Annotated in this window: 12 protein-coding genes; 9 read left to right on the plus strand and 3 right to left on the minus strand. The window is 56.9% G+C overall.

The features are described from left to right. Nucleotides 1–2 precede the first annotated feature (2 nt). The 4 genes from QSK43_RS08695 to QSK43_RS08710 all read left to right on the plus strand — a co-directional run bounded on the left by QSK43_RS08695 (nt 3) and on the right by QSK43_RS08710 (nt 5,488). The gene (locus QSK43_RS08695) at nt 3–1,001 is read left to right on the plus strand and encodes an ABC transporter permease (RefSeq protein WP_332303120.1); all 999 of its coding nucleotides are present in this window, start codon (nt 3–5) and stop codon (nt 999–1,001) included. A 162-nt stretch (nt 1,002–1,163) separates the two neighbouring features. Next, nucleotides 1,164–2,102, plus strand: a complete 939-nt coding sequence (rbsK, locus tag QSK43_RS08700; RefSeq protein ID WP_332303121.1) for a ribokinase — start codon at nt 1,164–1,166, stop codon at nt 2,100–2,102. A gap of 18 nt (nt 2,103–2,120) precedes the next feature. Beyond that, nucleotides 2,121–3,080, plus strand: coding sequence for a deoxyribose-phosphate aldolase (gene deoC / locus QSK43_RS08705; RefSeq protein ID WP_332303122.1), 960 nt, complete (start codon nt 2,121–2,123; stop codon nt 3,078–3,080). A gap of 11 nt (nt 3,081–3,091) precedes the next feature. Continuing rightward, nucleotides 3,092–5,488: an aldehyde dehydrogenase family protein gene (locus QSK43_RS08710; protein ID WP_332303123.1), complete on the plus strand. Its 2,397-nt coding sequence runs from the start codon at nt 3,092–3,094 to the stop codon at nt 5,486–5,488. A gap of 162 nt (nt 5,489–5,650) precedes the next feature. Here QSK43_RS08710 and QSK43_RS08715 read toward each other — a convergent pair whose 3' ends face one another. Beyond that, nucleotides 5,651–6,175, minus strand: coding sequence for a GNAT family N-acetyltransferase (locus QSK43_RS08715; protein WP_332303124.1), 525 nt, complete (start codon nt 6,173–6,175; stop codon nt 5,651–5,653). A 354-nt stretch (nt 6,176–6,529) separates the two neighbouring features. Here QSK43_RS08715 and QSK43_RS08720 point away from each other — a divergent pair, with 354 nt between their 5' ends. Continuing rightward, nucleotides 6,530–7,468: an NmrA/HSCARG family protein gene (locus QSK43_RS08720; RefSeq protein ID WP_442967818.1), complete on the plus strand. Its 939-nt coding sequence runs from the start codon at nt 6,530–6,532 to the stop codon at nt 7,466–7,468. On the opposite strand, the gene QSK43_RS08725 is transcribed toward QSK43_RS08720, so the two are convergent. Then, a complete protein-coding gene (locus QSK43_RS08725) occupies nt 7,459–8,400 on the minus strand; it encodes a LysR family transcriptional regulator (protein ID WP_332303126.1) in 942 nt (313 codons plus the stop codon). The two genes, QSK43_RS08720 and QSK43_RS08725, sit on opposite strands and share 10 nt — an antisense overlap. A gap of 69 nt (nt 8,401–8,469) precedes the next feature. Further along, nucleotides 8,470–9,147, minus strand: a complete 678-nt coding sequence (locus QSK43_RS08730) for a methyltransferase family protein (RefSeq protein WP_332303313.1) — start codon at nt 9,145–9,147, stop codon at nt 8,470–8,472. Between the two features lie 416 nt (nt 9,148–9,563). Here QSK43_RS08730 and QSK43_RS08735 point away from each other — a divergent pair, with 416 nt between their 5' ends. From QSK43_RS08735 to QSK43_RS08750, 4 genes are all read left to right on the plus strand, one after another. After that, nucleotides 9,564–10,964, plus strand: a complete 1,401-nt coding sequence (locus QSK43_RS08735; RefSeq protein WP_332303127.1) for an MBOAT family O-acyltransferase — start codon at nt 9,564–9,566, stop codon at nt 10,962–10,964. Between the two features lie 12 nt (nt 10,965–10,976). After that, nucleotides 10,977–12,047, plus strand: coding sequence for an alginate O-acetyltransferase AlgX-related protein (locus QSK43_RS08740; RefSeq protein ID WP_332303128.1), 1,071 nt, complete (start codon nt 10,977–10,979; stop codon nt 12,045–12,047). A 150-nt stretch (nt 12,048–12,197) separates the two neighbouring features. After that, nucleotides 12,198–13,841, plus strand: coding sequence for a glycosyltransferase (locus QSK43_RS08745; RefSeq protein ID WP_332303129.1), 1,644 nt, complete (start codon nt 12,198–12,200; stop codon nt 13,839–13,841). A gap of 18 nt (nt 13,842–13,859) precedes the next feature. Further along, entirely contained in the window at nt 13,860–14,945 is a 1,086-nt protein-coding gene (locus tag QSK43_RS08750) for a PilZ domain-containing protein (protein ID WP_332303130.1), read from the plus strand. Nucleotides 14,946–15,118 lie beyond the last annotated feature (173 nt).

A 15,118-nucleotide genomic window follows, 5' to 3' on the forward strand; every position in this document is an offset into this window, starting at 1 on the left:
TCATGAAAAATTCGTTCGACATGCGCCGGCTTCTCGGCAACGACAACAACATCCTTCAGCTTCTTGTGATCACCATCATCGTCTTCGCGCTGATGACCTGGATGAACCCCGCCAAGTTCCTGAATTATTACAACTTCGAATCCATCAGCTACATCATGCCCGAACTGGGGATTCTCTCCATCGCCATGATGATCGCCATGCTGACCGGCGGTATCGATCTTTCCGTGGTGGGCATTGCCAATCTGGCAGGCATCATCGCCGGCGTCTATTTCCATTCAACCATGGTTCAGGCAGGACAATCCTCCACGTCGGGCATGGTGTTATACACCGGGCTTGGCATCCTGCTGGCCATGGCAGTTGGCCTGCTGGCCGGCTTGGTCAACGGCCTGCTGGTGGCGAAGCTGCGCATCACGCCGATCCTGGCGACACTCGGCACAGGCCAGATCCTGATGGGGCTGGCGCTGGTGATGACCGGCGGTCCGGCAATCGTCGGTTTTCCCGATGCGTGGAACTGGATCGGTAACGGTAAAATCTTCGGTATCGCGACGCCGTTCCTGCTGTTCATCGCAGTCTGCGTCATCGTGGCGATCCTGCTGACGCGCTCGACGCTCGGCATCAACCTGATGCTGATCGGGACCAATCCGCGGGCCGCAGTCTTTGCAGGCATCCGCAAGGATCGCATGATGCTGTATTCCTACATGTTGACCGGCGTTCTGGCGTCGCTGGCAGGTATCATTCTGTCGGGGCGCACCAATGCGGCGAAATCCGACTACGGTGCGTCCTATCTGCTGCAGGCGGTGCTGATTGCGGTTCTAGGCGGCACCAATCCGGCGGGCGGGAAAGGGCGGGTTCTCGGCATCGCCATTGCGCTGATCGCCCTCATGCTGCTCTCCTCCGGCTTCCAGATGATGCGGTTCTCCAACCACCTGATCGACTTCATCTGGGGTGCATTCCTCATTCTCGTCATCGCCATCAATGCGTGGCGCAACCCCGGCAGGTGATCCCATGCAGGCGACGGAATTCCATCTCCGCAGGCAGGACTTTACGGACGTCCGGCATTTTCTGGCGGCAAACTGCGGAGGGCTATTTCGACCGCGCTGCCGCCGATCAGTTCGGCGCCAGGATCAGCGCCCTTTGAAACAGGATATCCAGGGAATTTCAGCATGAGCAAGAAAATCGGGGTCGTAGGCTCCAACATGGTCGACCTCATCACTTATGTGGACCGTATGCCCGGACCGGGCGAGACGCTCGAGGCTCCCGCCTTCGAAATGGGTTGCGGCGGCAAGGGCGCCAATCAGGCGGTGGCTGCGGCGCGCCTCGGCGCTGAGGTCATGATGGTCACCCGGGTCGGTGACGATGTCTTCGCCGACAATACCATTCGCAATCTCGAGAGCTTCGGCGTGGATACGCGTCACGTGGTGAAGGTTGCGGGCAAATCGAGTGGCGTCGCACCGATTTTCGTTGAGCAGTCCGGCGAGAATTCGATCCTCATCGTCAAGGGCGCCAATGCCGATCTTTTACCGGCGGAAGTCGATAAGGCGGTCGCCGACCTGAAGCAGTGCGGTCTGATCCTCATGCAGATGGAAGTGCCGGTTGAGACCGTCTATCACACCATTGAATTTGCCGCCCAAAACGGTATCGAGACGATCCTCAATCCTGCGCCCGCCGCTGCCAATCTCGATCCGGAGCGTATCCGGCAGGTAACGTTCCTCGTTCCGAACGAGAGCGAGCTGGCGTTGCTGTCCGGATTGCCGACCGATACCTGCGAAGCCATCGTCGCCGCCGCCCGTTCGCTGATCGCACGCGGCATTCGTACCGTCATCGTGACGCTGGGCGGACGTGGCGCGCGGATGATTACAGCCAATGAAATCGTCAACATCGAGCCCGTCAAAGTAACGCCAAAAGACACTACCGGCGCTGGCGACGCCTTTATCGGCTCTTTCGCCCGCTTTTATGCCGAAACGGGCGACGTCGTATCCTCACTGAAGAAGGCATCGCTTTACGCGGCGCATTCCATCACCCGTCCCGGAACACAGAAGGCCTATGCCAGCATCGAAGAGTTCGAGGCTTTTTGCCGCGAACATGCCAATGCCCCAGCCTGACCCAAGAATGGACAGAAAATGAGCGAAGCATTCCCCAGAAATAACGGCACCGCTCTCAAGCCGGAATGGTTTGAAGATGTATCGGTCAATCGCAGCGCCTCCGAACGGCGTGCAGCAACCATCATCGCCCGGCGCTCGGTCAAAAAGGAATATCAGGTTGCCTGGCAGATCAAGGCTATTACCTGCATCGATTTGACAACGCTGTCCGGCGACGACACGCCCGGTCGTGTGCGCCGCCTGTGTGCGAAAGCGCGACGCCCGGTTCGGGACGACATTCTTGAGGCACTCGGCCTTGCTGATGCCGGCATCACAACCGGTGCGATCTGCGTCTATCCGACGATGGTGTCCCATGCCGTCAAGGCGCTGGAAGGCACGACCATTCCGGTCGCATCCGTGGCGACGGGCTTTCCTTCCGGCCTGACGCCGCTGCCGCAGCGACTGGCCGAAATCCGCTATGCCGTCGAGCAGGGCGCCAAAGAGATCGATATCGTCATAACCCGTGAGTTCGTTCTGACGCAGAACTGGACGGCACTTTATGATGAGATTGCCGCGATGCGTGAAGCCTGCGGCGACGCCCATATGAAGGCGATTTTGGCGACGGGTGATCTCAACACGCTTACCAATGTCTATCGCGCCTCAATGGTGGCGATGCAGGCGGGCTCGGACTTCATCAAGACCTCGACCGGCAAAGAGGAGGTCAACGCCACCCTGCCGGTCAGCCTGACCATGGTGCGTGCGCTGCGCGATTACGGCGAACTGACCGGCCACATGGTCGGTTTCAAGCCCGCAGGCGGGTTGAAGACCGCGAAAGACGCGCTGTCCTGGCTGACGCTGATGAAGGAAGAGCTGGGCAATCGCTGGCTGGAGCCGGACCTGTTCCGCATCGGCGCCAGCTCGATGCTTGGTGATATCGAGCGGCAGCTCGAACATTTCGTAACCGGCCGCTATTCCAGCGCTCATCATCACGCTGCCGCATAAGGACCGAAAAAATGCGACCCATTAAGGACATTTTGGAAACCATGGAATATGGACCTTCTCCCGAGGCCAATGGTGATGTGAAGCAGTGGCTCGACGCTCACGGACGCTCGTTTGGTCATTATATCAACGGCCGGTTCATTTCTCCGGAAGGCCGCAAGACGATTGCCGTATCAAACCCCGCCAACGGGGATAAGCTGGCGGAGATCATTTGCGGCAATGAGGAAGACGTCGATCTGGCGGTCAAGGCCGCCCGCGCGGCCTTCGGAAAATGGTCGAAGCTGTCGGGTCACGAGCGCGCCCGCTACCTCTATGCCATTGCCCGCCATATACAGAAGCGCGAGCGCTTCCTTTCCGTTCTGGAAACGATGGACAACGGCAAGCCGGTTCGGGAAACCCGTGATATCGACATTCCACTCGTCGCCCGCCACTTTTACCATCATGCCGGATGGGCCGAGATGGTGGAAGACGAGTTCCGTGGTTTCTCGCCCGTCGGTGTTTGCGGTCAGGTGATCCCGTGGAATTTCCCTCTGCTGATGCTGGCCTGGAAGATCGCGCCAGCACTTGCTGCCGGCAATACCGTGGTGCTGAAGCCCGCCGACCTGACGCCGCTCACGGCCGTTGCCTTTGCGGAAATCTGCCACGAGGTCGGGCTTCCGGCCGGTGTCGTCAACATTGTGCAGGGCGATGGCTCGACAGGCGCTGCGATCTGCGGCCATGACGGCGTCGACAAGGTCGCCTTCACCGGCTCGACCAAGGTCGGCCGCGTTATTCGCGAGCAGATTGCCGGTTCGGGCAAGAAGCTGTCGCTGGAACTGGGCGGCAAGTCACCATTCATCGTTTTTGAGGACGCCGATCTTGATGCGGCGGTCGAAGGCGTTGTTGACGCGATCTGGTTCAACCAGGGCGAAGTCTGCTGCGCGGGTTCCCGCCTGCTGGTTCAGGAAGGCATTTCCGAGAAGTTCTATGCACGCCTGAAAAAGCGGCTGGAAACCCTGCGGGTCGGCGATCCGCTCGACAAATCCACCGATGTCGGCGCGATTGTTTCCGCCACCCAGGTGAAACGCATCACCGATCTGGTCCGCAAGGGCGTGGAAGAGGGCGGGGAGCTATGGCAGAGTTCCAGCCCGTTGCCGGCCACCGGCAACTATGTCGCTCCAGGTTTCTTCACTGATGTCGATCAGGCGTCGACGGTTTGCCAGGTGGAAATTTTTGGCCCGATCGCTGCGGCGACCACTTTCCGCACTCCGGATGAAGCCGTGTCGCTGGCCAACAACACCCGCTACGGCCTTGCCGCCTCGATCTGGTCGGAAAACATCAATGTCGCGCTTGATCTGGCTGCCCGCGTCAAGGCAGGCGTGGTGTGGGTCAACTGCACCAACATGCTCGATGCCGGTGCAGGTTTCGGTGGTTACCGCGAAAGCGGTTTCGGCCGTGAAGGTGCGCGCGAAGGGCTCTACGAATATCTGGCGGCAGACTGGGAAAAGGGCCTGCCGGTCTCCAAGCCCGTTGAAGCCTTTACTCCCTCTGCGCTGCCGAACGCTGACGGCAAGATGGCGATCGACGGCCTTGATCGCACCATGAAGAACTATATCGGCGGCAAGCAAGCCCGCCCCGACGGTGGCTACAGTTATTCTGTGACTGGCAAGGGCAACGCCGTGATTGGCATGGCCGGAATAGGTAGCCGCAAGGACATCCGTAATGCGGTTGAAGCGGCGACCAAGGCAGGCAGCTGGAGTTCCGCAACCGCCCATAACCGTGCGCAGGTGCTCTATTATCTCGCAGAGAACCTCGATGCCCGGCGGGACGAATTCGTCGCCCGCATCATCGACAGCACCGGGGTTAGCGAAAAGAAGGCGAAGGACGAATTCGACGCATCCCTGCGCCGTATTTCCTATTACGCCGCACAGGCCGATAAGTTCGACGGCGCCGTACATTCTACCAAGTCGCGTCACGTCACGCTTGCCATGAACGAGCCGTGGGGCATCGTCGGGATCGTTTGCCCGGACGAGGCGCCGTTCCTGTCGCTGGTGTCGCTGGTTCTGCCGGCAATCGCCATGGGCAATCGCGTTGTGGTGGTCCCATCGTCGCGCTATCCATTGATTGCCGGTGATTTCTACCAGGTACTCGACACGTCGGATGTGCCCGGCGGCGTTATCAATATTGTGACCGGCGAAAGCGATCTGCTTGCAAAGACGCTGGCCGAGCATGATGACGTTGCAGCTGTCTGGTATTTCGGCTCGACCAAGGGAAGCGCAATGGTCGAGAAGGCTTCTGCGGGCAACCTGAAGGCCACCTGGGTCAATAATGGCCGTCAGCCAGATTGGTTTAACCGTACTGAAGCGCAGGGCCGTGACTATCTGCGCAGGGCCATCCAGGTGAAGAACATCTGGGTGCCATACGGAGCCTGACCCGCATCGTGCCGGGCTGACAACTGAAAAGATTGCTTAAGGGGTTCCAGTGGACCCCTTAAGGCCTTCGAGTGTTATCAGCTGCTGCGACCGCACCTACGCGCTGTTGCCGCGTGGTCGTGCGGGATTGAACGGGTTGGTCTCGCAACTGGTCCGGAGCGATCAGAGGTTTTCACTGATATAGAGGAAGCGGTCCACTAGGATGTCGCTGTTTCCGAGGCGCTTTTGATAGACCTCTTTTCTGTCGTGAACCCTTTGTGCAACCTTCTGGGAAGGTATGTTTTCGGGGCTGATTATGCTGACGACCCGGCGCATATCTAACGTCGTGAAGGCATAGTTGCGGCAGGCTTTCGCAGCTTCAGTCGCTAATCCTTTCCCCCAGAAGTCGCGCCACAGATGGTAGCCGATTTCGGGTTCTGTACCGGCCGCGGTGGGTTGCTGCGTAATTCCGCAATCACCGATAACATGCCCTGAGAGATTGTCGACTACCGCCCAGAGGCCATAGCCATGAAGGTGGTAACTTTCAAAAGCCAGTTTCTGAAACCAGGCCATTGTTTCAGTCATGGATTTGGTGCCGGGATAAAACTGCATGCACTGCTCGTCGGCGTAGATTCTGCTCAGCGAAACCAGGTCATCATCCTGGATTTCTCGCAGATGTATGCGATCAGTTCTCAGAATTATCGACATGGATACATGGACCTCCCGTGTCAAACGGTTTCAGAGCCGCGACGGTTCTGGATCATAGCGCTGTGGGCAAAGACAGCAAGGCGATGATGGCTGCAGCGTGGAGTGGCAACGGCTTCTCCTGACCCACATCGTCCTTCGACAACTCCGTGACGGGTATCCCGATGCTGAAGAGATCCATCCATAAAACGGCATAATGTAATCCGGTTGTGGCGGATAGTGTCTCCGGACGTGATCAGTTACCTCTTCTGGCATCGACGGGACAGGACGGGGAGCGACCCGGTCGTGTCCGGATGACGTTCGCCGCAGGGCCAAAGACCAGGATCGGAGACAGCTGTGACGCAGTATGACAGACCAATGATCGTAATCGTCGGAGCGACCAGCAAACAGGGCCGGAGCGTTGCGACAACCCTGCTTCAAAGCCAGCGTTTCCGGGTTCGTGCATTGACCCGGAATGGCCAGTCCCCTGCGGCCCGTGCGCTCCGGGATCTGGGGGCGGAGATCGTCACGGTTCCTCTCGAGCCCGGTCGGACGAAGGAGCTAGTCGCTGCCTTCGAAGGTGCGGCCGGTGCTTTCCTGATGACGCCGCCTATTGCGCCGCCGGATACAAGCGAGGCGCCGCTTGGCCGGCAGCTCGCAGACGCTGCGGTTGCGGCCGGCGTGCAGCATATCGTGTTCAGCACACTTGAGCATGTCGAAAGGATCTCAGCCGGTGCGAAATTTGCGCCGCACTTCACGGACAAGGCGGAGGTTGCCGACTACATCCGCGGGCTGCCGGTTTCTCATTCCTTCATCATGCTTGCCTTCTTCTATACGAACCTGCTGGAGTATTACGTTCCCCGCTATGATGGCGATACGCTCCTCTTGCCCATCTACCTTCCGGAAGATTTCCGCGCGCCCTTCGTAGATCCGCTGACGGCGACGGGCCCGGTCGTACTGGAGATATTCTCCAACCCTGCGCTCTATGATGGCAAGACGCTTCCGATTGTCGGCGACCTGATCTCCCCGAGGGAGATGGTGGAAACGTTTCAGCGAGTGACGGGTATCCGGGCCGAGTACCGCAATGCCTTCACGCGCGATGGCCTGTTGCAGAGTTTTCCCAATTTCGCCAGCAACGAGCTCCTGGTCAGGGAACTGCTTGGCATGGTCGAATATGCCGTTGAATACGGTTATTATACAAATGAACGCGATCTCGACTGGAGCCGCCGCCTCGACCCTCAAACGTTGAACTGGGAGCAGTTCCTGCGAAAGACGGGATGGCAAGGGGATCGGCGATCTTTCGGCATTCAGGCTTGATCGCCCGGCGTTCGGTCCGGCGTGATCCCCGGGAGTTTCCGGATCTCGTCAACCAGAAAATCGGCCAGCAACCGCACGCGGGCAACGCCGGCTCTTTCGGGAACAACGAGAAGGCTGACGGGAACAGGATCGAGATCGTATGCGTCGAGCACGATCTCGAGTTCGCCGGCATCCAGCAGATCCTGCACGAGCCAGAGGTGTGTCGGGCCGATGCCGCGACCGGCGGCAAGGGCGGTTCGCGCGGCGAGCCCGTGGTCGACAAGCAGGGACCCGCTCATAGGCACCATCAGCCGTACCCCATCCGAAGCAGTTAGAAAAAGCTGGTTGCTTCCGGCGACGTTGGACATCACAACGCAGTTGTGTTGCGCGAACTCCGCGGGGCGTGCCGGCCGCCCGTGGCGAGAAAAATAGTCAGGGGACCCCACGACGTTTCGATGGCTTTCTCCGATCGGGAATAGCTTCATGGCCCCATCGACGATCGGCCCCAGCCGCAGCGCGATGTCGACGCCTTCACGGGCAAGATCAATTCGTTCGTCCGTCAGATTGAGATCTATGCGGATGTCCGGGTGTCTGTCCTGAAAATCGAAGATCATCCGCGTTACGTGCATGACTCCGAGTGCTGCCGTGCAGGAGAGGCGAACGGCACCGGCAGGCACCTGCCGGGCATCTCTTGCCTCTTCGGCTGCCTGTTCCACCAGCCGCAGAATCTGGAGGCAGTTCGTATAATAACGGCTGCCCTCCTCGGTGAGTGTGACACGACGTGTCGTTCGTCCAAGAAGAGGAACACCGACGGCCTCTTCTAGCTCGTTGATATGACGCGTTACCGTCGACTGCCCTATACCTAGATCTCTGGCTGTTGCTGACAGACTGCCACGCTCAGCTACACGGACGAAGGTCCGCATTCGATCCAGGGAGAAGCCTCTGTCATCCATTTTTTAGCAAGATCCGTTTTTGGTCTTTGTAATCCGCGCGCCGAAGCTTTGCCAAGTCGTACACCGTCATCACCAGATGAACGGAATTAAACGCTGGCGCACACGGCGCGCATAGTCATCATAGCCATCGAGACCCTCGCGCAGCGCCTGCTCTTCGATGCCGATCCGGATGCCAAGCAGGACGGCGAGGATGGGGACCGCCGCAAGTCCCCACCACGAACCGAGCACGAGCGATGTCCCGGCGATGTAGAAGAGCGCGCCGAAATACATGGGATGGCGGACGATGGCATAAGGGCCTGTGGTGATGACCGCCTGCCCGCGGTCCTTTTGGATTTTCACAACGGGCGCTGCAAAGCTGTTCGTCCGCATGACCCAGTAGATAAACAAAAGCGCTGCCAGGAGGAGCCCGCAGCCCGCCAACTGCACGGAAAATGACATTGCTGACCAGCGCCAGCGTGCCGCATCTGCCGCCATGAAGCCCATTCCTCCCAATATTACGAGCAGGATTGCGACGAGAAGCAGCTTGTCCGTCAGCGGCTGATCTTTCTGCACGGGCGGTTTAAGGCGCTCTCTGAGCAGACCAGGATCAACGCGCGCCATGAATGTCCCCAATACGACCGAGAGCGTAACCATCACAGCAAGATAGAGCCATCCACCGGGGTAGTCCGTCGTGCCTGCGGCAACAAAGATGATCGCGCCCATGAAGCCGAACCAGACGATCGTCTGAACGATGAGATTTAGAACCAGACCCATTATTCTGCCTTTCCATCGAAGCTTCGGTTTCTTCCGTATGATCACCGCCGCTAAGGGGACATTTCTGTCGTCGGTCACGTTCCAGCGGCTGATGGCGCCACATTATATGATAGAAATTGGCAGATCGTGGTCCGAACTCTACCCTGCATAATCTATGGTTCGTCGTCTCTGCGTGTGCTTCTTTCGTATGTGGGTCATGAGGGGAATTGTTTGTCGTCGTCGCAAAGCTTCCCAAATCTCGACTTCATAATTGCGATTCGAAAGCCAATTCGGCGCATCAAGTAGTTTAATTTTCTATTAACAGCTTATTGACTCCTGCATTAATTCATATTCTTATATGAGCATATTCAGTTCGGCCTTCATGAAGAAAGTCGATAAAAATGGTTTTTTCATCAAGTTTATTCATATTTATGTTTCTACCGATTGCGCTCGGTGTCTATTTTTCCGTTCCTTTTCGGTACAAATCACTCGTTATACTTCTGTTTTCCTACCTGTTCTACGGATGGTGGAGGATAGATTACCTTGCCCTGCTTTTCCTTGTGACGCTCTGGAGCTATATCTTCGGAAAGCTGATCTATGTGGAACGCACGGCGCAAGCGCGCAAAAGATTGCTGATTGTTGCGATTTCCGGGCCTCTGCTTGTGCTCGGTTATTTCAAATACTGCAATTTCTTCATGGACAGCCTCGCCGATCTCTTCAATGGCGGTGACCCGTTCACATCGTGGCATGCGCGAATCCTGCTGCCGATCGGCATCTCGTTTTATATATTTCAGGCGATCTCATACCTTATCGATATTTATAGGGAAGACGCTCCGCCGGCGCAGAACTTCTTCGATTTTGCAGCATTCAAGGCTCTGTTTCCGCAATTGGTTGCCGGTCCGGTCCTGCGTTACAAGGACCTTGCCCATCAGTTCACGTATCGCCAGCATTCGCTTGAGCTTTTTGCCGAAGGCGGCATCCGGTTTTTTGCCGGACTGGCCAAGAAAGTGCTGATTGCGGATTCCGTGGCGCCTATAGCGGATGCGATATTCGCCAAAGCCGACCCGACATTCGCCGAGGCCTGGCTTGGAACCATCGCTTATTCGATACAGCTGTATTTTGATTTTTCGGGCTATTCCAGCATGGCTATCGGATTGGGAATGATGATGGGATTCCGCTTTATCGAAAATTTCGACTGTCCCTATGTTTCCCGTTCCATCACGGAATTCTGGCGTCGCTGGCATCTCAGCCTGTCGGCCTGGCTGCGGGATTATCTCTATATTCCGCTCGGCGGAAACCGGCTGGGAACCGCAAGGACGTATTTCAACCTGTTCATTACCATGGTGCTGGGCGGACTTTGGCATGGCGCGAACTGGACCTTCATACTATGGGGTGTCTGGCACGGCGGGCTCCTGGCACTGGAGCGCCTGCTCGGGGTCAAGCCGTCCGATAAACGCTCTGTCGTGGCGTTGGGTGGCACCCTGTTGCTGGTCATGCTCGGTTGGGTCATGTTCCGATCGCTCGACGTGCATAGCGCGGTCGACATGTATCGCGGAATGTCAGGTCTCAACGGATTTGAAATCCAGCCGGATATTGCGTGGCAGATCAAGAACTTCGCTCTCGCTTCACTGGCCGTTGGCGTGGCGGTGGTGTTTATTGAGCCGTGGTTCAACCGGACTTTTCCCGCCGAGCGATTGATCCATATGCCGCTTCACCCATCGACTGCGGGCGTGGCTTTGGCGGCAACGGGCATCGTCTGCTTTTTTGGCATGATTTCGATATTGAAGCTGACGGCCGACAATGATTCACCCTTCCTCTATTTTCAGTTTTAGGGAGTACGGCGCATGATCTCACCACGTTTGCTTTCAACCGCGTCGGTTCTCTTTCTTTTGCTGGCTGGCGCCGGAATTACCGCCAATTATGTGGTCGATATACCGGATGAGGACCTGAAAGTTGACGATCTTGCCGATATCTGGACCGGGAAGGTCGCCAGTCGGCTTGAAGAGGGGTACGAGCGGGAATTGCCGTTCAGCAATTTCGCCGTCGAGTTTTTTAATGCAGTTTCTCTCGGTGTTTTCGGGGAAGCCAGGAAAGGTGCGATCATTGGCCGGAGCGGCTGGCTTTTCACGGCGGAGGAGTTTGCGTGGAGCCGGACATCGGAAGCCAATCTTGCAACGTCTTTCCAGACGATTGCGGATGTTCGCTCCAGATTGGCAGAAAAAGGCACTACTCTGGTAATCGTACCGATCCCGCCCAAGGCGCAGGTCGTGGCCGGGCAGTTAGGCGGTAACGTTTTGCCGGACACCAATGCCGATCTCTATGAGAGATTTTTGACCTTCCTGAACAAGAAGGGGATCGCGGCTGCAGACGTGGCCGCGACGTTCGGTTCAGCAAAGCCTGAAGAACTTTTTCTGCGATCGGATACGCATTGGACGGTCAAAGGCAGCGGTCTGGCGGCCAAGGCGGCGTGTGCCGCCATTCCCCGTCGCGACCAGTTGATGAAAACCGTTTTTGACAGTGTATCCCAACACGACGTCAACCATGTCGGCGACCTCGCGAAATTTGTCGATGCCGGCTGGATGTTGTCCGGAGCCGGCACGGGCTTAGATATTATTCAGCCGATATCGGCTGCGGCCAGGGCGGATCATGCCGATGCGCTATTTGCTGATGGCGAGTCTGGAGCTGGACCGGCGGATCAGGTCGTGCTGGTCGGGACGAGCTATAGCGCGAACCCGCTTTGGTCGTTTGAAGATCAGTTGAAAACGGCATGCGAGGTGGATGTTCTCAACTACGCCAGGGAAGGAAAGGGGCCTTTTGTGCCCATGCAGGATTTTCTGGAGAAACTTCGCTCACAAACGGCACCAAAAGTCGTGTTGTGGGAGATACCGGTGCGTTATCTGGATGATACCGTATAAATATATGAATTTTACGCTGTATATTATAATTTATAGTTTGATTAATTTCATTGATAGCATATAGTTTACAAATATATAGCGCACTTCATATAATTTACTTCGAATTTTGATCATAAGTTTTGTAAATTTATTTGATTGATGGATTATGCTATGGGACACTATCTCGAAAAGAGGGTGCTCGGTCTTCCTGATGAAGTATTGCCTGTTGATAGATTGTCGACAGTGTCGGTTTCTCAGGCGGGGGAGCAATCCGCTATCGTCAATTGGAGCGAAAGCCTTTCAGCACATTTGCTGTTTGTGCTCGGCCTCGCCAGCTTGATCGCGATTGTCCCTGAAGGCGTGCTTTTTGGCGCAAACGCGGGTCTTTTGTTCGGTCTGGGCGCGCTGGCCGTGTGGCGATATTTCTGGGGTATCCTGCATTTCGTGCGTTCCAACATCTACCGTAGCGTTGTCTTCCCGAAAATGCGCATTCGAGCGGATCGCCATCTCCAGCTGAGTGCGGAAAACGGGCGAGCGCCCCATGCCTATCTCATCGTAACCAGTTTTCGCATCGATGGCGATACGACAGCCGAGGTCTATCGAGCCGCATTCCGGGCAGCGCTTGCGTCTCGCGGCGGGGCGACGGTCATCGCATCCATCGTTGAAATGTCCGACCAGCGCCTGATCCGTTCGATGCATCGCCTTATCTGTGGCGAGAACGCGGATATTCGCCTGGTGATCGTGCGCATCAATGGCAGCGGCAAGCGGGATGCGCTGGCCTATGCATTTCGGGCTGTTTCCAAGCTGGAGCCGCGAAGCGATGACGTCGTGGCAGTTATCGATGGCGATTCCATTGTGCCCGAAAACCTCGTCGATCGGTGTGCCGGTTTCTTCGCGGATGGTCGCGTTGGTGCGTTGACAACGGATGAAACCTCGCGGGTGCGTGGGAAATCGTCGTTTCACGTCTGGTATTCCCTGCGGTTTGCGCAACGCCATATTCTCATGTCTTCGAATGGACTTTCCAGGCGCGTTTTGACGCTGACCGGCAGAATGTCGATGTTCCGCGCCTCTGTCGTCACCAATTCCGATTTCATTCGGCAGGTGGAACGGGATTATATTGAGCACTGGCGTCTTGGCAGGCTGAAGTTCCTCACCGGCGACGACAAGTCGAGCTGGTATTGGCTGCTGCGCAACAATTATCACATGCTGTATGTGCCCGACGTCACCGTAGCGACAGTCGAAGACCCACCGACATCAGGCTTTTTCCAGGCAGCGGCGCAATTGATGACGCGCTGGTTCGGCAACATGCTGCGGACGAACAGCCGCGCACTTGCACTCGGTCCCTGGCAAATCGGTTATTTTACCTGGTGGACGATTTTCGATCAGCGCATCTCGATGTGGACGTCGCTCGCCGGCCTCGTCATGGTCATCCTGATCGGGCTCTTCGACAACCCCTTCATTTTCCCGGCCTATTTCGCCTGGGTTCTCCTGACCCGCTACATCATGACGCTGATGCTGTTCAATTCGCGGCGGCGGGTTTCGATTTTCTATCCCTTTTTCATCTATTTCAATCAGGTTTTTGGCTCGATCATAAAAACATACATTTTCTTCCACCTCGATCGCCAGAAGTGGACGCGGCAGAAAACAACACTGTCCGCCAATGGCACGGGTCGAGCCGCCGCGCTGAAAAACGCCTCTTCCACCTACATGCATGTTTTATCGATTACTTTGTTTGTAACCCTCATATCGTTGCTCGTCGGTCAATTGTCGGTCCCAGGTATTGGGGCGACGACTGCGATTTTCGGTATGCGCTGACCCGCGAAGGAGCCCAAAATGAATATGAGCATCGTGAGTTTCGAAGCGGATGAGCAACGCCAGCATGCGCGCTACAAGTTGCCCCTGAAATGCGTCATCGATCAGCACAGATATTCCTCGATCGACTGGTGTTTGGGCGGGGTGGGTGTCGCAACAGGCAATGTCACCTTCGGAGAAGGACAAGTGCTGCCCTTGCAGTTGCAGATCCCTCTCGATGGTTTCGACATGCTATTGCCTGTGAAAGCGGAAGTACGTCATTCCAGCGCGGAAACCGGCCGTACGGGTTTCAAGTTTATCGATACGTCTCCGGCCGCGCAGCGCATGCTGCGTTACATTCACGATTCATATCTCAGTGGCGAGATCATCGAGGGTAACGATATTCTCGATTTCGCCAAGCGCGCTTCCGGCGAGGTGAAAATGCGGCCACGAAAGTCGGACGAGGCGGTTCCGGGCGCTGGCAAACTCCGAAAAGCCGGGGGTATTGTCGCCACGCTGGCCCTCTCGCTCGCACTTGCAGCGTTTCTGACAAGCAGCCTCTATCAACGCCTCTGGGTCTTCGAGGCCGACAGTGCGGTGGTCACGGTCGATACGGTTCCGGTTCTTGCTCCTGCCAACGGCATCATCACCAATCTGGTGACCGGACCGGTAAAAAGTGGTGAGCGGATTTTGACCGTTCTGACCGAAAGCGGACAAAGCACGTCGGTCGTCGCATCATGCGATTGCTCCGCCGAGCCCACCGGTCCGGCTGTTGATACGCAGATCAAGGTCGGAGCCCAAGTGTTGGGGCTGCGTCATGCGGATGCCAAACCGCACGTGGTCGCCATGGTGGATCGCTCACATCTGATGGCGCTCTACAAGGCGCCGCATGTCAGCGTGGACCTGCCGCAGGGCACGGTTCTGCATGATGTGGTGGTGTCTCAACTGCCAAAGGTCAGCGAACAGTCCGCTGCGACCAGCGACCGGGTAGCAGTCAGGATAGACCTTGGCGGACATGAACTGTCGGCCGAAATCGGTACACCCGCTGCCGTTCGCTTCGACAACGGACCATGGTTCGGTCTGAACCAATGGTTTACGGATATGACGAGCAGACTCCTGCCGAAATGAGTGGTTGCGGGAGGTTTGGCCTCCCTTCGCCAAAGGCGCCCGTCGGCAGCCATATTGCATGCCAGTTGCAGGAAATTCATGTGCAGGGGACGTCTTGGTCTCTGATGGGACATCCGTTGTCTGCATTCCGGTTCCCTGCACGCAATGATCGAGCAGCTTTTACGACACAGACC

This window comes from Rhizobium sp. GR12 (assembly GCF_036596185.1).
GTDB classification, from domain to species: domain Bacteria; phylum Pseudomonadota; class Alphaproteobacteria; order Rhizobiales; family Rhizobiaceae; genus Agrobacterium; species Agrobacterium nepotum.

Coding starts and splice junctions, on each gene's coding strand:
- QSK43_RS08695 (WP_332303120.1), top strand. CDS start 3: ATGAAAAATTCGTTCGACATGCGCCGGCTTCTCGGCAACGACAACAAC.
- rbsK (WP_332303121.1), top strand. CDS start 1,164: ATGAGCAAGAAAATCGGGGTCGTAGGCTCCAACATGGTCGACCTCATC.
- deoC (WP_332303122.1), top strand. CDS start 2,121: ATGAGCGAAGCATTCCCCAGAAATAACGGCACCGCTCTCAAGCCGGAA.
- QSK43_RS08710 (WP_332303123.1), top strand. CDS start 3,092: ATGCGACCCATTAAGGACATTTTGGAAACCATGGAATATGGACCTTCT.
- QSK43_RS08715 (WP_332303124.1), bottom strand. CDS start 6,175: ATGTCGATAATTCTGAGAACTGATCGCATACATCTGCGAGAAATCCAG.
- QSK43_RS08720 (WP_442967818.1), top strand. CDS start 6,530: ATGATCGTAATCGTCGGAGCGACCAGCAAACAGGGCCGGAGCGTTGCG.
- QSK43_RS08725 (WP_332303126.1), bottom strand. CDS start 8,400: ATGGATGACAGAGGCTTCTCCCTGGATCGAATGCGGACCTTCGTCCGT.
- QSK43_RS08735 (WP_332303127.1), top strand. CDS start 9,564: ATGTTTCTACCGATTGCGCTCGGTGTCTATTTTTCCGTTCCTTTTCGG.
- QSK43_RS08740 (WP_332303128.1), top strand. CDS start 10,977: ATGATCTCACCACGTTTGCTTTCAACCGCGTCGGTTCTCTTTCTTTTG.
- QSK43_RS08745 (WP_332303129.1), top strand. CDS start 12,198: ATGGGACACTATCTCGAAAAGAGGGTGCTCGGTCTTCCTGATGAAGTA.
- QSK43_RS08750 (WP_332303130.1), top strand. CDS start 13,860: ATGAATATGAGCATCGTGAGTTTCGAAGCGGATGAGCAACGCCAGCAT.